Genomic DNA, 17,712 nt, shown 5'->3' on the forward strand with positions numbered 1-17,712 from the left:
GTCCTTTATGATATTCAAGCGTTAATCACGTGACTTCTATCACCCGACATATAACGCTTAATATTTTGAAATGCGATATCGAAATATAAGTCGTAACTACTTTGGGCAACGTAACCCAAGTGGGGGCTGCAAAGAACATTAGCTCGTTTGAGCATTGGATGTTCAGTAGTCCAGATAGGCTCCTGATCATATACGTCCAGCGCGGCAAAACCAGGACGACCATCATCCAAAGCCTGCTCTAAGGCCCCCGACTCAACCAGTTCAGCGCGGGCTGTATTAACGAAGACAGCGGAAGGCTTCATAGCAAATAAATCATCGTAGGTAATATTGCCTTGGGTATCTGGAACCAAACGCTGGTGCAGAGAAATTACATCGCAAGACGAAAAGAATTCCTCTCTTGACACTGGCACATCGATTCCATCTTCTTTTGCTTCATTGAGAGCACGCTCAGAACCCCAAACACAAACATTCATCCCGAACGCCTTAGCATACTCAATTACACGTTTCCCTATCTTCCCATAGCCGACTACCCCCAACGTTTTACCTGAAACCGTGTCACCCATTGCAACTTGCCACTTGCCAGCCATCATAGCGTTTACAGAAGGGACAAATTGCCTAACGGAATTCTGAATAAGTAACCAAGTTAACTCTGCTGGGGCTATTGGCGAACCTTTTCCTTCGACTACATCAATACCGTGCGCTCGACACAGATCCAAATCGATGTTTCTGGCTACTTTTCCAGTCTGACTAATGACTTTGACCTTTGGGGTTCTTTTTAAGAATTCAGAGTCAATGACTGTACGTTCTCTGATTAGAATCAAAGCCTCTGCCTGACTCAGTATCTCATCTGCAGTAACATCCTTGTGAACGTCACCAATTGAAATAACTCGACACGACGAGTCCTCATGTAAGCTAGACACATTCCCTGCGCCATTTTGATAATCATCAGGGATTACCACTATTTTAACATTGCTCATCAATACCACCCTACAATTACGCTACATCTTGATAACCTTGGGTGTGCAAACTATCAGAAAAAATAACTAACCGTTATGTTTATAACAGACGTATTTCTTAAAAAATGACACTATTCTCATAAATACCAGTTTCATATTGATAGATGCAATTTTAGGAAAGATAGAAGATAAAGATTGAAGAAGGTAAAGCGTAGCTAACTGAAAAATAATATGTTTATAGCATATTATTGGTTTGAGGCGTCTCCATAGTAAACAGGCGAACCTTGGAACTTTATTGACGCTAAAAGGCGGAAGTACCGCTCTTTTGATTCGATCATAAATTTGTAAAACAGTAGCACCTGACCTCAGCTTGCTGATCCCAGAGCTGTGCAACACCACATATCCATTTGTGAAGAACGATCACTCGCGGGGTTTCCGCAAATATTGACCAGCACTGCATTGACACGGTTTGGAGCTCACCAGAAAAATGACTCACTACCCACATCTAACTATTCCTTCGTTGAGCGATGGCAATTCAGGTTCGTCGTTAGTCTCTTGGTGGTAATCACATTGATACCATCGCGAACATGGTTGCCTTGTTTCCCCCTGATTCACCGACAACTAAGCATAAATTGAGACCGGACAATCTGATTTGGAGAGCGCCATCCCTATGGATAGGGACATCGGCCTGCTATAACTACCAAGATAAACCATGCACCTGAATGTAATTATATTCGTGCGCAATGTCTGACAACGTCATATGTGAAGTGGCCTTAATCGCGTTAGCGACGGGGCAGTTACGTTGCATGTTAATGTTTTCTAACGTGAGCATGTTCATACTCAGAGTGCGATTATGCTATCCCTTCGCGTTTAAAATAGTAGCGGTAATAGCCAAAGAGGTTGCTCGAAATGAACAAGACTTCCATTAGTACCGCCGTGGGTGAACCAACCAAATAGTTATGTAGAAGCCATAACGCTGTTCCTATTATCATCAGTTCCCTTAGTCGACGGTCATTCTCCTGAAATGCTGCGAGGGTCTGAAGCACGGAGCCCATACAACCGATGATGCTAGTAAGCCCTGTGAAGGTAGCACCAGTAACGAGAACCGACGCCGAACAAAACACATATTTCAAAATAGAGGAAGTCGAAAAAATACTGACCAAATAACGCAAAGTCGCCACCCCCATTAGGGACGCGGCAGTCCATTCCGAGAGCAATGCAAAATGCGTAGAAATCAATACGCCCGCACAAAACAAACACGCGACGATCTTTTTTCTATCCTTAAACTGAAACGACATCAGATCAAAACAAATCGCTATAGCCACAAGAACTTGGGATAAAAAGAACACATCCATAAATCAACCACCTATTGATACGCGCTCCTGCGCGAGTTTTCTCCCTGACAATCCGTCCCATCCGAAGACATGATGAGGGGTCTTGACCGCCCTGTTTTGTCTGTATCACGCTCACTTCGGATGCCCGCGATGATACCTCCCTCAGCGCTCTTGAGCCAGTGTCGCCACACAGATATGTGTTTGTTAATTATCAATAAACGTTTGAAAGTCTTTCAGCCTTGCGCTCGTTTTTCTCTGACATTGAGCTCCGTATAGTTGGCATAACACAAGACGACGGCAACGTTGCCGAGCCTAGAAAACAATAAGGAAAGTAGATAATGTCAACCACCATGAAGGCCATTGGATTCAGTCAATCACAACCTATCGAAGCCTCATCGAGTCTTTTTGAATTTGAAACCGCCCTCCCATCACTGGGAAAATTTGATCTGTTAGTTAAGATCGCTTCTGTCTCCGTTAATCCTGCCGACACGAAAATACGCATCAGAGCGGCAACCGACACCACACTAGAACAACCTCGCGTTCTAGGTTATGACGCTGTTGGTGAAATTGTGGAAGTTGGTGCAAACGTCACGAACTTTAAACTAGGTGACCGTGTTTACTATGCTGGAGATGTCACCCGCCCAGGCACCAACGCACAATACCATGCCGTCGATTCTCGGTTGGTCGCTCTGGCGCCAAGAGGGCTGACAGACGCAGAAGCGGCCTCACTGCCTCTGACCTCATTAACCGGTTGGGAAACACTGTTTGACCGCTTGCGCGTCGACCCTACAGAACGAAAGACACTCCTGATCATCGGGGGTGCCGGCGGCGTCGGATCAATCACGACGCAGATAGCCAAGCAACTGACGAACCTCACCGTGATTGCGACCGCTTCTCGACCAGAGACTGAAAATTGGGTCAAACAAATGGGGGCCGACTATGTTGCGAATCATAAGAATCTCTGCGAATCCGTCCAAGCTCTGGGGTTTGAGACCGTAGACTACATCTTTAATACAGCAGATACGTTGGGCCACTGGGATGCGATGGCTGAGCTCATTGCCCCTCAGGGCACAATCGCTTCGATTGTCGAATTTGAGGGCGGTGTTGATTTAAGCAAGCTACAAGGTAAATCCGTCGGATTTGTTTGGGAACTGATGTTTACACGTTCTCTCTACAAGACGGCTGATCTATACAAACAAGGGGACATCCTTACACAGATTGCGAATTTGGTCGACGCGGGTCGGATTCGATCGACCTTAACAAAAGAGCTCCATGGCTTCTCAGCTGACACCCTCAAACAAGGGCACATTCTGCTCGAAAGTGGGGCCACAATCGGTAAAGTCGTCATCAATTACGATTGACTTGACGCCAAGTGACGGGATGTCTTGGGCAGTAGAGGCCAAATAAAACATCGTTCAACTTCGCCGTTCATCGAGGCTGATGATAACGGACTCCTAAGCAGCTCGACTCTGCTTAGGAGAGACCGTTTCCCAAACATGACCTGTTCGATTCTGCACAATCACACTCATCGGGTCAGCTTATACGACGACAGCGGATAAACTAGTCAAACCATGCCGCCTTTTTAGGACCACTGATGACACTCCGATCTTTTGTTTCTCTCGTTTCTCTCGCACTGCTGGCTCTTGTATTCACGTTACTAATCCGAACATGGTTACACCAGAAAGCGCTTCCTAACCAACCCCACATTGAGCAAAAACCTGCCAATGCCGCTCAGTTGACTCGTCTTAGCCAGGCCATACAGTTTCCTACTGTTTCACGCTTAGATGGGCGAGATCCCAATGCCACGCGTGTCGACCCTGCCGTGTTCTTAGATTTTCACCGATGGCTTGCAGGCGCCTATCCTCTGGTGCATCGTGACTTAGAACTCGAGCGCATCAATCAGTTTAGTCTTTTGTACCGCTGGCCCGGCAGTGATCCAAAGGCGCGGCCCATTGTCCTAACCGCACATCAAGATATCGTGCCCTACGCAATATCGACACGAAAGACCTGGATCCACCCTCCTTACTCAGGCGCGATCAAAGATGGCTATGTTTGGGGGAGAGGAACAATGGATGATAAAGCCTCAATGCTCGCCATTTTGGAAAGCATAGAAGCCCTCTTGTTATCCGGTGCCAAGCCCCAGCGCGATATATACCTTGCCTTCGGTCATGATGAGGAAGTGGGTGGTGAGCACGGTGCCAAAGCTATGGCCGAACGATTAGCGCGCCTCGGCGTTAGCCCTGCCCTGGTTCTTGATGAGGGGGGCTTTGTTCTTGATGAGGTGGTGCCCGGCGTCCCTGTCCCGGTCGCTTTGATAGGCGTAGCAGAAAAAGGCTACCTCAATGTATCCCTGACAGCAAAAGGGATCCCGGGTCACTCATCCATGCCCCCAGCCCAAACCACACCTGGGCGATTGGCTCGAGCGATTTCACGTTTAGAAGACCATCCCATGCCGGCAGAGTACAGTGGCGCTACTCAACAGTTATTCGATGCCACGTCAGGTTACATGGCATTCAATTATCGCCTTCTCTTTGCGAACCTTTGGCTATTTAAGCCTCTTTTGCTTGACCAGCTGACGGCCAGTGCTGCGACCAATGCGGTGGTCCGCACGACTATGGCTGTCACTTTGTTGAACGCCGGAGTGAAAGACAACGTGCTTGCCCCTGAAGCAACGGCCAATATCAATGTTCGCTTGCTTCCTAATACGGCGCCCAAACAAGTGATCGAGTACATAGAAGCCATCATTGACGACCCTGCCATACAAGTGGACATTCGCCCGCCTTACAATCGTGCAACCCCTATCTCCGAACAAGACAACCGCGCGTTCAAGATACTCAAGCACACCACTGAAAAAGTATTTGGCGCGTCACGCACCGTTGTCGCCCCTTATTTGACGATCAATGCAACCGACGCTCGGCATTACATTGAACTAACAAGCCGAGTCTATCGATTCTTGCCGCTCGCACTTGATGACAGTGATCTACCACGGATACATGGGCCCAACGAGCGGATAAGTGTTGAGGCTTATGGACAGATGCTGACATTTTATCGCTCACTTGTTCAACAATTGGCTATGCCAAACTTGAATTAATTAAAACCATTAATGCTTTATTTCAAAGACTTAAAATTAAGTAATTACTTTAATTTTGAGGTATTCATACAAGTTCATTACCGATGATTCTGCCTTCTAAGTAGAGTGGTGTCTGAGGGGGGCAATTACACCTCCCATATTCAACTCTTGAAATCATAGGAATAGACATGTCATTAAAACTTGCGCTAAACGACCTTGAAGAATACCAGACGTTGACAGGCCAAGAAGGCCCCCATATTGACGATCTGAGCCTGTCATTAAAATGCTTCTTCGTAAAAAGTAAATGGTTAGATGAGCAAGATAAATTGCGTTTAAAACAACGAGCTCTGGCTCAGTTAGAGCAAGAAACACGCTTTTGCCAAACGACTTACAACTATGAGGCCGAAGACGTCATTTCGTCCCTGGCAGGCAGATTGACCTAGAGGGATTTACTCAGTAACGAATTAAAGCGGCATTCAGCCGCTTTTTTTGTCACTGTAATACAATCCTTGTATTTTTTCCTTGAAGAAAAAGGCATGACGCCCCGACTAAACCGATTCGGTCAGTGAGGAAGAATCACCCTCGCGGCCAGTGACTGGAGTGGCAGACATTGCGGCTAGGAAAACGTTGAGAGGATTCAAAGCGCCTGAGCTCTTGGCACAATTGCTCAGGAGAAAAACGCACAGGCAGTAGAGAGTAAAATAGCCAAAACGCCAGCGTTATCAACGTGACCGCTATTAGTGGCTTCAAAAGGTTCATTATTCTGTCACTCATACATAAAAAGCGGCATCAAGCACGGGAGAGAAGGCGCTCGATGCCGAAAATAGCCACCGTTAGATATGGCGTTTCGCAATCGCTACAGCGTTGTTCAAATCCGGCAATTGCGTCAGCTCTGGAACTCGTTGGATATGTAGAATACGGTCGTCTTTACCTACGACGATAATGGCACGCGATAACAAGCCCAATTCTTCGATATGAGCGCCTGTTTGTTGGCCAAATTCGTGCTTGTATGAATCAGAAAGAAACGCGACCTTCTGGCTTAACTTCTGCTCAGAGATAAAACGCGCTTGAGCGAACGGAGTGTCAGCACTCACATTAATGAATTCAAGCTGATCCGCGTATTCAACATGTTTTTCAGCCAGTGTATTAAACACGACGGCCTGTTCCACACACACAGGCGTATCAACCGACACCAATAGGTTGTAGATTCGAACTTTACCACTGCCTTGAGTCTCGACCGGTTTCAACGCTGAATTGGCCAGTGTCATGGCCGGAATAAGGTCACCGACTTTGACGGCATGGCCGCCTAGCGTGAAGGTCGTAGAATGTTCCAACGTGACATTCTGATCCTCTCCTAACTCCGCTGTTTGTTGTGTCACATCGTAACCTGCGTAAGCGGCACCGGACATGATCATGGCAAGTAACACTAATGCGCGCTTCATGATCATTCTCCCTTTACTGCGGCAATGGCTTGCTGATAATTTGGCTCGTCAGCAATTTCACTCACTAACTGTGAATGCAACACCTGACGCTGCTCATCGAGTACAACCACTGCACGCGAAGTCAGACCGCGCAACGCACCGTCTGCAATCGCTACACCGTAACTTTGAGCAAACTCTGGCGAGCGGAAACACGAAGCAATAGACACTTGATGTAACTTGTGTCGCTCGACAAAACGAGCAAGTGCAAATGGGAGATCAGCAGAGACACACAAGACGACAGTGTTGTCCAGGGTTTTTGCCGCTTCATTGAATGATCGAATACTATCAGCGCACGTCGGCGTATCCGCACTCGGGAAAATGTTGAGCACCAATTTTTTCCCATTAAAACGCTCGATGCTGATATCAGCCAATGTTTGGTCACACAGAGTAAACTCTGGGGCTTGCTCCCCTTTTTGCGGTAGTTGACCGTTTACAGAAACCGGGTTCCCTAAGAATGTTACTGACATGATTACCTCTTTTATGTACACATAGTGCATTCACTTTGATGAGTTCACTCGTTAATAACAGGATGTTGAGCAATCCAAACGAGCGACCCTTAGAACGAGGCACATGGTGTCAAAACACTCATTAGTTCCATAGTGAACTAATCAAAACCTTTATGATTCACACCTATGTGATTGTTTTTATTGATGAATAAGCACTATCTTTGATGATCTCATGCAAGAGGAAATCGTGCGTGTCTTACTTGGGCCAGAAGTCACTAATCGGCGCTGAAGTGATCCTGGGTGGAATCAAACAACAGGTCGAATTTAAGGTAAAAAAAAGCACCGCAAAAAGCGGTGCTGATTTGAAATACGGCGCGGTTTTATTTTCGACGCGTGATGCATTTCACCCCACCCTCAAGTAACTTCGTATAACAAAGGACTTTGCGGTTGTGATGAATGATCTGCAACATTTCGTTATTGAGACGCCTCATAGCATGAGCCTCAACCTGAATCACGTTGTTCGCAGGCATAGGCGCATCTATCGGTAGTGAAAACTCCGTAAACTGTACCAAATTATCACTATAAAAATCCGTAAAGTAACTAAAGTACAGTCCGCGTTGTCCATCTTCTATAACACGACTCGTGTGGGACTTTTGATTGAAAAACAAACGATGGTTAATCGTGTGGTAATCCTCGATTAAAAACACATCGCCGCTTAACGTCACATTAAGCGTGCCACTGTAGAAAAGTTGACTTGTTTTTCCATTCATGAAGTCAGGCACATCGGCAATTTTGAGCGCTACGTTCGTCAGCGTAGCGAGACCTGCTAGGGAAAAAAATACCAGCAATACTCTATTGACAGACATCGCGTACCATTCCTCCCATTAGGTAAAAGTTCTCCTGCAAATCAAAGGTAAAGTTTCTGACTTCTTGATCTCCCGTCGATTTACAGCGGTAGACACAGGAAAGATAATAATTACTGACACCTGTGGAAATCAGCAGATCGGTTACAGGCGTCCCTTCGAGGTGGGCGCTTTCATCACGGAAATAATGATAGAGTGTTTTACTCGCAGGGTTGTCGAGGAACATAAACGTCCTCTCATCTTGTGTCTCAGTGATCCAACGATCCAACGGCACATTCCAACCGAATGTCCAACGATTCACAGCCTGAGCAGTCTGAAACAAAAATACGACAGCGAAAAACAGCGCCAGCAATGCTTTAAGTTGTTGGTGATAATGATGCTCTTCTGCGTCACGGGACGTTGCCGCAACCGTTGCCTTTTCCGGCGCACAAACGGCAACTTCAGGCAATTTCTGTTGCTCAGGCTCTGCCAACTGCACGACATTTTCAAACAGCATGTAGCCACGCGAAGGGATGGTTTTGATGTACTTTTGCTCTTTGCCGTTATCACCCAGTGCTAGTCGCAACTGAGCAATACATTGGGTCAAACTGTTATCGGAGACAATACGATCACCCCAAACCTGAGTAAACAGCTCTTTTTTTGGTACAACCTGACCTTGATTCGCGATCAAAACTTCTAACACTCGGCACTCTGTGCCTTTCAGTTTTTTGCCATTCAAGGATTTCACATTAACCAGTTGTTCCCGGGCAAGAGGATACAACTGCCACAAAGATTCGCAGTTCATACACGTACAATTAGTCAATCTACAACTTCTTAGGTGCGACACCTAAGGCTAAGATCGTCCTTGATAGGCCATCGATAGCCGATTTGCTCCCTTGGGAGCACGTGACTCCATCCTAGAGTACGTCATTAAGCCTAGCCATAGGTAACGGTTGCTCTTCGCTGCAGACAGGTCGGCTTGCAGGTAAAAAATCCCTGCACCATGTACTTCAGCTTTATGGAAAGAAGCCCGTTTTTGGGCGTACGATACCCGCTCAATTTATAAAAAACAATAATAAAATATTACCATTTGATATAAAAAGTAAATGACTGTATACCATCTAGTTCTAAGGCTCTAAATAGCAAAATACCCTTAACATTAGCTATACAATCCAACAACACGTTTTAATTAATTGATTATTATTCAAAGACTTGAGATAAAATCACTTGATGGTAATTTAATATTACTCTCACATTTTATCGCCTAACTGAAGTCGAGGGATCGATCCCATCACAGGCCACAGAGCACAAAATAACGGCCTATCACAACTGTAACGAAATCTGAATTTCCGTAAATCAACGGCAATTCGCAGTGAGGATAACCACATCGACTATGCCGGGGTAGTTCTCAAAATGATATTCAGAGTTTCCATATGGAAACAATGAAGTTCGACTCGCGACTGCCAGTGACACCACTCATATGGTTGAGTCCCCCGTAATCTCTCGTGAGCAATAAAAAAGCCACATCATCCGATGTGGCTTTCTTGAAGCCGCTAACCAAGCGTCCTTGGAAAGCGCACTGACCCACAGTCTAGACGCCTCCAACCAAAAGTGAAGAAAAACAACATTCTTCAGCGAAATTTCTGAAGCAAGATTCATTTATATCAGAAATACCTAGCGCAATTCACTCGAACAGATGCCCCCTTCACCAGATTGCCAGCGTCAGATCACTATTGAGGCCAACTTAATGGCGGACCCATTTATCAGTGACGCGGCCTACATGCCAATTCGATATATTATCTAATTGGGCAACTCGAATATTTCCCTGTTGTCTCTAAATTGATACTGATTAGACCAGACAACAAATTTTTTATGATACTTTGTGGCGCTTTATTATTACAGCTCGACTAATATCAATTAATTCGCACCATCTTTCATCGAGCCTAATTGCTATCATGGCTTTTAATTTGAAAAATAAGAGTATCATATGAAGCATAGAACCTCTTTATTCTTGCTTGCAATCACCATTGTTTATATTGTTTATTCATTCATTCGGGGTTATACCGATATAAATATCTCGAGTATATTTACCCCACTAATATTGCTCCCGTTTGCAATCATTCACGGTAGTATGTACTGTGGAGTAAAGAAAATGTCTTATTTCTTTCTTCTAGTCTTTATTGTCAGTGTTTTCTACGAAAGCGTCAGCGTTTCAAGTGGATTTCCTTTCGGTCACTACTATTATTCAGATAGGCTAGGAACCAAAATATTTGACGTGCCATTGGCAATCATGCCGACCTATTTCAGTTTGGGCTATGTTTCTTGGTTTATATCAATGATCCTGCTCAATCAGGTTGATAAACCGATTCCAACGGTAAGCAAAGCCATCATCATCTCCCTGGTTGCCTCATTTGTCATGGTTTCATGGGATGTCGTGATGGACCCAGTGAATTCGCTCATCAAATCTTTGTGGGTCTGGACCGATCGTGGTGTGTATTTTGGCGTGCCTTTAAGTAATTTCTTTGGTTGGTTTTTGTGCGTCTTTACCTTTTATTTGCCTTTCACATTATGGTGCTACAACGATAAAGTGCATTTGAAACAGATCCCAACCCATGGCTACCTATACCTGCCCTCAATCGTTTACATTACCATCATGTCGAAATACATCCTTTGCTTCTTGTTCAAAGACAGCATTGATGTCACCACGTTGCATGGCGAAGTTTTTAGTTCCAAAGACGTTTATGGGAGTGTCATGCTTATTGGTCTCTTTACCATGCTACCGATCGGCATCCAATCTATCTATAAGATCTACCGACACCGCAATCACTCGCTCCGTGCGACAACAGCGCTTTAATTCACACAATACGGTACCCTGTTACCTGGCGCTCGCGTTGCCTGACAACATAAGTACCGTATTCGCCTCACGACGCAGCCACCTTACAAGAACAACCTGCTAGAGCGCAAAAAATCGGCTGCGACCTTAGAGTTGAATATGAAGAATCCTCTTCATTTCACTGGTGATGATCGCGGATATTTCCAGCAAATTCTTTGGTAAAGGCGATTGAAAAGGGTAGGTAATGTATATGTTGTGGCAATCTTGATACTTCTCTAGAATCGTCACATCACACATTGAATTCGCCTTGAAGTAGTAATCTGGCACAATGCCTACACCAATACCATTCTCCAAGAAGGTGATCAGCAATGGCACATTATCCACTTCGATAGTTCCATTGTAGTTGTTCGCGACTGTCTCTTTATGACGGAACTTCTCATAGACAATCAGAGTATCTCCGCGACTCTTTTTTGAACTGACTAAAATGTTGCTAAATGTCCCAATATTGTGAGCAATGAGGCTTTCATCGCGGATGCTGCCGATCCTAATCGCCATATCTATATTGCCCTCAATCAGGTTTTCCACCTTATTCGTTGCAATAATTCTAAAAGAGACGTTGGGGAAACTGCACTTCAGTTTTTTCAAGATATCGATAAACAATGAGGCCGCAATGGAGCTCGGCATTGTAATCGTGAACTTACCACTCATCTCATCGTTCATGGTCGACGTCTTGTAACTCAATTCATTTAGATTGGCGAGTAACTCAAGGGCCGTTTCCTTAAGGCTCTCTCCTTTTGGGGTGAGAGAAATGTTACGAGTGGTTCGATAGAGCAATTTGACGCCAATCGATGCCTCCAGATCGGCGATATGACGACTAATATGAGCTTTTGATTTACCAAGTTCATTAGCGGCTTTGGTAATCGAGAGGTGCTTGCATACAGCGGCGAAGCTTATCAGTTCATTATTCATCATAGTTAGATCATTGTTCCCTATATGTAACACTATGTCACGTTGTTTTCATTAATGGCTATTGATATAAATCATTCCAAGGAGGGGGAATAATGTTAAGACTACATGAAGAAATCCTTATTAGGAAACAAACCAATGAATTTCTTATCGCATTATCCAAAAATGAACTCAGCCAGTTTAATATTGTTAGCTGTTCGATTAAAGGAATCAATGTCAATGAAATTCACCATATTAACATTCAGAAAAATGAACAATTAGTTGAAGTAAAAGACAACCAGATTACAAACTATGTCGCCATTATAGGAAGTCTGCCTAGATTAGCTCAACCGACAAAGTTCGTCATTACGTTAGAGTTCATCAATGACGATTTAATTCCACAACTCAACACCATAAGGATTAATGATTATGACGATAACGCGCTCTTATTCGAAACAATATTACTTAAATCTAAGGGGTTTATTGATTAATAAAATCGTCAAGTTCATCAAAGGTTATATTGAATTAGTCAGCCAACTGAAACCATACAATATCGAGGTGTACTATGCTTATCGTAAAAATGATTAAACGCACTTTGTTAAAGTTAAAACCTACCCCAAAACGCTATCAACACTTGGAACCAGAATCTAAATCAGCCCACGTTCTTCGCGATTTGGGGTTAGACTAATCAATCCTAACGTCTAAACCACTCGATTCAGGTTGATTTCAAGCGCGCTTTCAACCTTGGCCAAAGTAGACAATCTCTACCCTAAGACTATTCAGTTTTGACGAAAACTGTTTTTACATTTCCCCCCCTTCTCTTGGCCGTCACCCGTCGCGTATTGTTGCACACAAGTTTTCTTATCAGTCACAAGGTAGTCACATGCGCATAAAGGCCATCGATCATTTTACAATCAGAACCTCCGACTTAGAAATGACCGCTCAGTTTTTTGAACAATGCATAGGGCTTCACCGTGGTCCACGCCCGCAATTTGCATTTCCAGGGGCATGGATGTACAACGACGACGGACACCCTATACTGCACTTAGTGTCGCTGCCAGAGGGGCATATTCCCGAAGCGCTCGTCGCTTATTTAGGGAATAACGGCGCTCAATCTGGCTCAGGAGCCATCGACCATGTCTCTTTCAAAGGACACGACCTAGCCTCGACTCAGCAGCACTTTGTACACCAGAAAGTTCCGTTTCGAGAACGTGTGATCCCACAAATCAATGAACATCAGATCTTTCTCGACGATCCCAACGGTATAACAATTGAAATCATTTTTCCTTTTTCCCCTAGCAACAAGATAGTCGGTACTCCCCTACCAGTCGTCGATGTCATTTAGTGCAAACGTTGGCTCAAAGCACTCTCTACTCTACTTTGCGAGTGAGAAAAGTGATAGACACTCGCCCTCTTCAAGGGGATTGAACTCCACCTCCACATACTCTAATGTCAGAAACAACGTGAATGCCAATCGAGCGATGCAGAAGGAGAGCGCATGATTACACTGTATGAATTAGCGGGAGAACAAGGGGTAAACTTCAGTCCATATTGCTGGAGAACCCGGATGGCGCTTCAACACAAAGGGCTGCTATTCACAACGGTCGATGTTGGGTTTACCGAAATAGACGAGGCTTCACAAGGCCTATTTCACACCCTTCCTTTCATTCACGATGATCACAATCGCCGTATTGGAGGCTCATTTGAGATCGCCGAGTACCTCGAAAACGCCTACCCTGATACACCCTCACTATTCTCCTCGCAACAAGGTAAAACGCTGGCGTTATTCTTTGAGAAGTGGGCAAGAACCTTACACACCGATATCGCGCGTATCGCGATTTTCGATATCTTCAATAAACTCAAGGCTCGAGACAAAGCTTACTTCAGGGCCTCACGTGAAAAAGCGCTCGGAGACTCGCTAGAAAACGTGCAGTCAAACTGTCAATCCGCGTCCACAGCGCAGCTCACAGACAAACTGCAATTGCTGGAGCAACATCTTAAAGATCTCCCCTTTGTCGGTGGTGAAGCGCCACTTTATGCCGATTACATTGTTTATGGCACATTAAAGTGGTTATTCACCGTCAGCGAAAACGTCAAGCTCACCCACCTAGGCCCCCACATTCAAGCATGGTATCTTCAACTAGATAGTAAGCACTCCCCCAATGAAACCTAGATGCCCAACAAGCTCGTGACTCGATTACCGATTTTTTAGCGCCAGCGCGCCAGCCGCCCCTAATAGAAAGACACCGCTTCCTCTTGTGACAGACAGCAATGATAGTCGTGTTGTCGAGGCCAGGTGGCGGGCTAAACAGGCATAGAGCATCACCAGAGTAAAATCCAACACCGCCATGGATGGACACATGATCAGCAATTGTGGCAGAACTGGCGTATGTATGTCGATGAATTGAGGGAAGAACGCCGTAAAGAAAACGATGGCTTTAGGGTTGCCCGCGGCGACCATAAAACCTGACCAAAACAGTTTATAATTAGAGACAACGTCGCCAACGGACTCTGGCTCTTCAATGGCCGTTGGTCTTGCAAGCAACATTTTAAGCCCCATAAAACATAAAGTGATGACCCCGAACACTTTAATAACTGCAAACGCAAACTCGGAATTGGCGATCACTACCCCTAAACCTAAGGCCACCAAAAGCATTTGTATCCCATTGGCAGTGATATCTCCCAATGCGGTATAAAAGACACGTCGATGCCCAAAACGAAGCGCGTGAGCGATCCCTAGAAAAATGCTCGGTCCTGGAGTCACCGTTAAGATCAGCGATGCGGCCATAAAACCAAGCCATACTTGAAAGTCCATTTTGCGTCCCCCTTTAATTAACGCCTATGTAAGCCGCTGCGAACAACATTCAATGTCGAGTGTGTTGAGCTGAGCACGACCGTCAGCCTCGCCGCGTTCTAACCCTCTCCCTGCGGGAAAGAGGGTCAATTGCTCAGTGAAAGCTTAGAGCCAAGACTGATGCTCGAGTGACACCGTTCTGTCACACTCCGTTTCACCTGTATGTGCAGTTGACTCAGGTTCAATCATCATAAAATGAGTGTCTGGCAACGCTTTAGGGCAATGTTCGACGCCCTTCGGTACCACGTACATCTCTCCTTCGTTCAACACCACATCCCCATCTCTTAATTGAAGCGTCAGTTGCCCTTTCAGCACTAAGAACAATTCATCTTCATTCTCGTGGGCATGCCAAACCAGTTCGCCACTCCCTTTCGCGATCTTCACCAACTGACCATTTGATTGGCCAACAATTTTGGGTGTCCATTCTTCATCAAACAAACGAAACTTCTCTGACAAATTGATTTTTTCCATTTTCACCTCGTAATCCATACGTTTCACTGTCGACTGAGTAACAAAACTCAGGTCACTCTAACCACATATTGGCTAAAGACATCAATCCCATGTTTCCAGTTTCTGTCCCGTACACGTTATCTGCTCTTTGATACACAACATGGTCGCGCCATAAGGGGCAAAAATGGTAGTTTTGGATCAACCAATCTTCAGCGCGATATAGCTTTTGCAAAAAATCCTGACTGTGTTCACTTTCCTGCATTAACGTATCCACAAAACTCAACAGACTTTGCTGAGCCGGGTGGGACAAACAGCGCGCAAACACGTCTCCACACAACAACCACTCGTAATATTGAAAAGTCAGATCATCGCCAAACGCATAGCAATCATAGACGATATCGACCTCGCTACCCGCCACATCTTCGTCAGGGTCGTGGATCCGCACTTCAATCCCTTTTTCTTGTAAAGCGCTCAATAGAGGCTTCACTTCAGCTCGATGGACGCATCTCACTTCAACTACCACAGGTCTAGAAGGCTTCAACCTAGTTTGGTCAAACAAGTGAAACCCTTTATCCTGATGACAATCCATGACACTGTTCGCCGCTTGGCGTGAGGTTCGCTCCAGAAAGCCGCGGCTATGGTACACAACCCAGCTCCGCTCAGCGGTCGATAGGGCATGCTCATGGTGTCGAAACTGGAGGACAGTACACCCACTCTGCTCAATGACCTCCTGATCTTGCTCCAGTTCCCCATCCGTCAGGTAAGATTCCGTAACATGCATCGACCCATCGGGTAAGGCTTCATTTGTCCAAAATTCCGCACGCTCAATTTCACCTCCCAATCCAAAGTAATGCTGATTTCGCACTAAACTCCAATGTTGACTCTCTAGGCGTTCAACAGCATACGCCCCCGTCCCTTGCGGAACCTCAGAACGAAAGTCAAAAATGGCGCTATGGGCATCTGCCAATAGATGAAGAAAAACCGGATCGTTTTGACGCAAAACAAACGCCACCCACTGGCCATCCACGTCGATACGCTCCAAATGGCGAAATAGAATCTGGTATGGATGTACCGTATCGCGTCGCATCTCAAAGTTCGCTTGAACCCATTCTGGTGTTAGGCGCTCACCGTTATGAAACGTAATATTGTTGCGAATTCGAACGCGAATTTGGCACTCACTCAATCGTAACTGATGGCCGAGATGTGGGTAAATTTGTTGGTGTTTACTGTCATACCGCAAGAGTGTGTCAAATACACTCTCGATCAACAAAATTGAACGCGTTGACAGGGCGCAATGGGGCCGCCATTCAGGCAAATCGTATGGCACAAGATACATCAATGTATTTTGCTCACGTAAGGTTTGTCGAGCACTATCAAGCCAATAGGGCATACGTTCTTGAAACAGTCCAACTCGACCGAACTGCTCTGCCAATCTATAGGCCTGATTCAGATTTCCATTCTGAGCCAGTTGCTCCAGTTGCTCAGTCAAAGCCTCTTCAAAACTTTTTAACAAGGTGAATTGCGAATGATGCCCCCTGCCCCGGCCTGGTACCCAACTTATCACCCCCAACTTTTGCAACGAGGTCATTAGCTTACTAACATTGCGCTCTGAACAAACTAATAGCTCAGCAAGTCGGGAAATATTGACACCACACGCTATTTGCACCGAAAACTGACTTTCGAGCTGCTTAACACGCTTCAATTGACTGGATGAAAGGAAACAGGATTGCACGATACCTACTCTATTATTGTTACTTACCCTAACCGCCACTCCTCACTCCGTGTCGCTCGCTTGAGCTCCTAGATAGCGACTACAGCGACAACCACAGACCAACGACGAAACCGAAGAAAAAGACGTAAGGCCACCGATATGATTTGCGCGACACACCTACAACGTGTGCAACGTTTGGTTCAATCAAATAACGTTTTGCATTCAGCGTATAAAACGTATAGTCGAGTGGGTTCATTGTCGTACTCCTGGCAACTTGCTGTAAACGTGCTAAGCAGTATGCGGAGTGAATAACGAACTAAGAACGATCACTTGAATGAATATGGTTCACCTTTTACGCCATGGCGCCTTCACGCTCTATGTAAGAGAGGCGTTCGCGCACCAAACGACTGCCAATACTCATTCTCTCACCCCTTCCTCATCAAGAGAGACCGTCAGGTTCGCCTCGTTAATAGCTTAGAACTAACTCACAACGGACCACATCCGAATCACGCAATATCGTGTGAGCCTCTCGAATCGCCACGCAAAAACCATCAATATCCGAATCACACAACGCCACTAGGTGTCGCGCCGCATCTCTCGCTCGCGGATAGTGCAGCAGAGCGTTATATCGACAATGGGTAAATCGTTTGCTGTCATAGCAACCATTCACGAAAATAACGAGCGCTAACGCCTCTGTAGACCCGCGCTCTATCGCTTTGATGGACTTTGAGAATTCGTCCAATGCCAAGTTGACGTTTTGATTGATAGATTTTTTGGATAACCACATGTT

The 17,712-nt window shown here is 45.5% G+C and carries 19 protein-coding genes; 7 read left to right on the plus strand and 12 right to left on the minus strand.

The features are described from left to right. Positions 1 to 14 precede the first annotated feature (14 nt). Together LYZ37_RS23255 and LYZ37_RS23260 are read right to left on the minus strand one after the other, a co-directional pair. The gene (locus LYZ37_RS23255) at positions 15 to 977 is read right to left on the minus strand and encodes a D-2-hydroxyacid dehydrogenase family protein (protein ID WP_272788532.1); all 963 of its coding nucleotides are present in this window, start codon (positions 975 to 977) and stop codon (positions 15 to 17) included. 830 nt (positions 978 to 1,807) lie between these two features. Beyond that, positions 1,808 to 2,311, minus strand: a complete 504-nt coding sequence (locus LYZ37_RS23260; protein WP_272788533.1) for a YgjV family protein — start codon at positions 2,309 to 2,311, stop codon at positions 1,808 to 1,810. Between the two features lie 317 nt (positions 2,312 to 2,628). On the opposite strand from LYZ37_RS23260, the gene LYZ37_RS23265 reads away from it, so the two are divergent. From LYZ37_RS23265 to LYZ37_RS23275, 3 genes are all read left to right on the plus strand, one after another. Next, on the plus strand, positions 2,629 to 3,651 hold the full coding sequence (locus tag LYZ37_RS23265; protein ID WP_239956133.1) for a zinc-binding alcohol dehydrogenase family protein: 1,023 nt from the start codon (positions 2,629 to 2,631) through the stop codon (positions 3,649 to 3,651). 233 nt (positions 3,652 to 3,884) lie between these two features. Continuing rightward, complete coding sequence (locus LYZ37_RS23270; RefSeq protein WP_272788534.1) at positions 3,885 to 5,381, plus strand: M20 family peptidase; 1,497 nt, start codon at positions 3,885 to 3,887, stop codon at positions 5,379 to 5,381. Positions 5,382 to 5,548: 167 nt separating this feature from the next. Continuing rightward, positions 5,549 to 5,803, plus strand: a complete 255-nt coding sequence (locus LYZ37_RS23275; RefSeq protein WP_004744218.1) for a hypothetical protein — start codon at positions 5,549 to 5,551, stop codon at positions 5,801 to 5,803. A gap of 390 nt (positions 5,804 to 6,193) precedes the next feature. Here the strand turns inward: LYZ37_RS23275 and LYZ37_RS23280 are convergent, their stop codons facing one another. The 4 genes from LYZ37_RS23280 to LYZ37_RS23295 all read right to left on the minus strand — a co-directional run bounded on the left by LYZ37_RS23280 (position 6,194) and on the right by LYZ37_RS23295 (position 8,934). Next, positions 6,194 to 6,802 carry a redoxin family protein gene (locus LYZ37_RS23280; RefSeq protein WP_272788535.1) on the minus strand — a complete coding sequence of 203 codons (609 nt, stop codon included), beginning with the start codon at positions 6,800 to 6,802 and terminating at the stop codon, positions 6,194 to 6,196. A 2-nt stretch (positions 6,803 to 6,804) separates the two neighbouring features. Next, positions 6,805 to 7,311, minus strand: a complete 507-nt coding sequence (gene tpx, locus LYZ37_RS23285; RefSeq protein ID WP_206536185.1) for a thiol peroxidase — start codon at positions 7,309 to 7,311, stop codon at positions 6,805 to 6,807. A 356-nt stretch (positions 7,312 to 7,667) separates the two neighbouring features. Next, a complete protein-coding gene (locus LYZ37_RS23290) occupies positions 7,668 to 8,153 on the minus strand; it encodes a hypothetical protein (protein ID WP_004744221.1) in 486 nt (161 codons plus the stop codon). Then, positions 8,140 to 8,934 carry a winged helix-turn-helix domain-containing protein gene (locus LYZ37_RS23295; protein ID WP_239956356.1) on the minus strand — a complete coding sequence of 265 codons (795 nt, stop codon included), beginning with the start codon at positions 8,932 to 8,934 and terminating at the stop codon, positions 8,140 to 8,142. Before LYZ37_RS23295 ends, LYZ37_RS23290 begins: the two co-directional genes overlap by 14 nt. A gap of 1,182 nt (positions 8,935 to 10,116) precedes the next feature. On the opposite strand from LYZ37_RS23295, the gene LYZ37_RS23300 reads away from it, so the two are divergent. Continuing rightward, on the plus strand, positions 10,117 to 10,983 hold the full coding sequence (locus LYZ37_RS23300; RefSeq protein WP_272788536.1) for a carotenoid biosynthesis protein: 867 nt from the start codon (positions 10,117 to 10,119) through the stop codon (positions 10,981 to 10,983). Positions 10,984 to 11,109: 126 nt separating this feature from the next. On the opposite strand, the gene LYZ37_RS23305 is transcribed toward LYZ37_RS23300, so the two are convergent. Then, the gene (locus LYZ37_RS23305; RefSeq protein ID WP_004744224.1) at positions 11,110 to 11,934 is read right to left on the minus strand and encodes a LysR family transcriptional regulator; all 825 of its coding nucleotides are present in this window, start codon (positions 11,932 to 11,934) and stop codon (positions 11,110 to 11,112) included. Positions 11,935 to 12,023: 89 nt separating this feature from the next. On the opposite strand from LYZ37_RS23305, the gene LYZ37_RS23310 reads away from it, so the two are divergent. The 3 genes from LYZ37_RS23310 to LYZ37_RS23320 all read left to right on the plus strand — a co-directional run bounded on the left by LYZ37_RS23310 (position 12,024) and on the right by LYZ37_RS23320 (position 14,080). Then, on the plus strand, positions 12,024 to 12,398 hold the full coding sequence (locus LYZ37_RS23310) for a hypothetical protein (protein WP_004744225.1): 375 nt from the start codon (positions 12,024 to 12,026) through the stop codon (positions 12,396 to 12,398). A gap of 392 nt (positions 12,399 to 12,790) precedes the next feature. Beyond that, complete coding sequence (locus tag LYZ37_RS23315; RefSeq protein ID WP_272788537.1) at positions 12,791 to 13,252, plus strand: VOC family protein; 462 nt, start codon at positions 12,791 to 12,793, stop codon at positions 13,250 to 13,252. A 153-nt stretch (positions 13,253 to 13,405) separates the two neighbouring features. Further along, the gene (locus LYZ37_RS23320; RefSeq protein ID WP_272788538.1) at positions 13,406 to 14,080 is read left to right on the plus strand and encodes a glutathione S-transferase N-terminal domain-containing protein; all 675 of its coding nucleotides are present in this window, start codon (positions 13,406 to 13,408) and stop codon (positions 14,078 to 14,080) included. Between the two features lie 24 nt (positions 14,081 to 14,104). Here LYZ37_RS23320 and LYZ37_RS23325 read toward each other — a convergent pair whose 3' ends face one another. The 5 genes from LYZ37_RS23325 to LYZ37_RS23345 form a co-directional block, all read right to left on the minus strand. Beyond that, positions 14,105 to 14,722: a LysE family translocator gene (locus LYZ37_RS23325; protein WP_272788539.1), complete on the minus strand. Its 618-nt coding sequence runs from the start codon at positions 14,720 to 14,722 to the stop codon at positions 14,105 to 14,107. Positions 14,723 to 14,866: 144 nt separating this feature from the next. Further along, positions 14,867 to 15,232, minus strand: coding sequence for a cupin domain-containing protein (locus LYZ37_RS23330; protein ID WP_049843860.1), 366 nt, complete (start codon positions 15,230 to 15,232; stop codon positions 14,867 to 14,869). Between the two features lie 52 nt (positions 15,233 to 15,284). Continuing rightward, positions 15,285 to 16,943, minus strand: coding sequence for an SgrR family transcriptional regulator (locus tag LYZ37_RS23335; RefSeq protein WP_272242244.1), 1,659 nt, complete (start codon positions 16,941 to 16,943; stop codon positions 15,285 to 15,287). A 79-nt stretch (positions 16,944 to 17,022) separates the two neighbouring features. Next, a complete protein-coding gene (locus tag LYZ37_RS23340) occupies positions 17,023 to 17,178 on the minus strand; it encodes a hypothetical protein (protein WP_272788540.1) in 156 nt (51 codons plus the stop codon). 210 nt (positions 17,179 to 17,388) lie between these two features. After that, a complete protein-coding gene (locus LYZ37_RS23345) occupies positions 17,389 to 17,709 on the minus strand; it encodes a hypothetical protein (RefSeq protein WP_171381604.1) in 321 nt (106 codons plus the stop codon). Positions 17,710 to 17,712: the final 3 nt, after the last annotated feature.

It is taken from the genome of Vibrio tubiashii (assembly GCF_028551255.1).
Classification (GTDB): domain Bacteria; phylum Pseudomonadota; class Gammaproteobacteria; order Enterobacterales; family Vibrionaceae; genus Vibrio; species Vibrio tubiashii_B.

What these genes read in the sequence shown, in the direction of transcription:
- LYZ37_RS23255 (WP_272788532.1), bottom strand. Translation starts at nt 977, where the DNA reads ATGAGCAATGTTAAAATAGTGGTAATCCCTGATGATTATCAAAATGGC.
- LYZ37_RS23260 (WP_272788533.1), bottom strand. Translation starts at nt 2,311, where the DNA reads ATGGATGTGTTCTTTTTATCCCAAGTTCTTGTGGCTATAGCGATTTGT.
- LYZ37_RS23265 (WP_239956133.1), top strand. Translation starts at nt 2,629, where the DNA reads ATGTCAACCACCATGAAGGCCATTGGATTCAGTCAATCACAACCTATC.
- LYZ37_RS23270 (WP_272788534.1), top strand. Translation starts at nt 3,885, where the DNA reads ATGACACTCCGATCTTTTGTTTCTCTCGTTTCTCTCGCACTGCTGGCT.
- LYZ37_RS23275 (WP_004744218.1), top strand. Translation starts at nt 5,549, where the DNA reads ATGTCATTAAAACTTGCGCTAAACGACCTTGAAGAATACCAGACGTTG.
- LYZ37_RS23280 (WP_272788535.1), bottom strand. Translation starts at nt 6,802, where the DNA reads ATGAAGCGCGCATTAGTGTTACTTGCCATGATCATGTCCGGTGCCGCT.
- LYZ37_RS23290 (WP_004744221.1), bottom strand. Translation starts at nt 8,153, where the DNA reads ATGTCTGTCAATAGAGTATTGCTGGTATTTTTTTCCCTAGCAGGTCTC.
- LYZ37_RS23295 (WP_239956356.1), bottom strand. Translation starts at nt 8,934, where the DNA reads ATGAACTGCGAATCTTTGTGGCAGTTGTATCCTCTTGCCCGGGAACAA.
- LYZ37_RS23300 (WP_272788536.1), top strand. Translation starts at nt 10,117, where the DNA reads ATGAAGCATAGAACCTCTTTATTCTTGCTTGCAATCACCATTGTTTAT.
- LYZ37_RS23305 (WP_004744224.1), bottom strand. Translation starts at nt 11,934, where the DNA reads ATGATGAATAATGAACTGATAAGCTTCGCCGCTGTATGCAAGCACCTC.
- LYZ37_RS23310 (WP_004744225.1), top strand. Translation starts at nt 12,024, where the DNA reads ATGTTAAGACTACATGAAGAAATCCTTATTAGGAAACAAACCAATGAA.
- LYZ37_RS23315 (WP_272788537.1), top strand. Translation starts at nt 12,791, where the DNA reads ATGCGCATAAAGGCCATCGATCATTTTACAATCAGAACCTCCGACTTA.
- LYZ37_RS23320 (WP_272788538.1), top strand. Translation starts at nt 13,406, where the DNA reads ATGATTACACTGTATGAATTAGCGGGAGAACAAGGGGTAAACTTCAGT.
- LYZ37_RS23325 (WP_272788539.1), bottom strand. Translation starts at nt 14,722, where the DNA reads ATGGACTTTCAAGTATGGCTTGGTTTTATGGCCGCATCGCTGATCTTA.
- LYZ37_RS23330 (WP_049843860.1), bottom strand. Translation starts at nt 15,232, where the DNA reads ATGGAAAAAATCAATTTGTCAGAGAAGTTTCGTTTGTTTGATGAAGAA.
- LYZ37_RS23340 (WP_272788540.1), bottom strand. Translation starts at nt 17,178, where the DNA reads ATGAACCCACTCGACTATACGTTTTATACGCTGAATGCAAAACGTTAT.
- LYZ37_RS23345 (WP_171381604.1), bottom strand. Translation starts at nt 17,709, where the DNA reads ATGTGGTTATCCAAAAAATCTATCAATCAAAACGTCAACTTGGCATTG.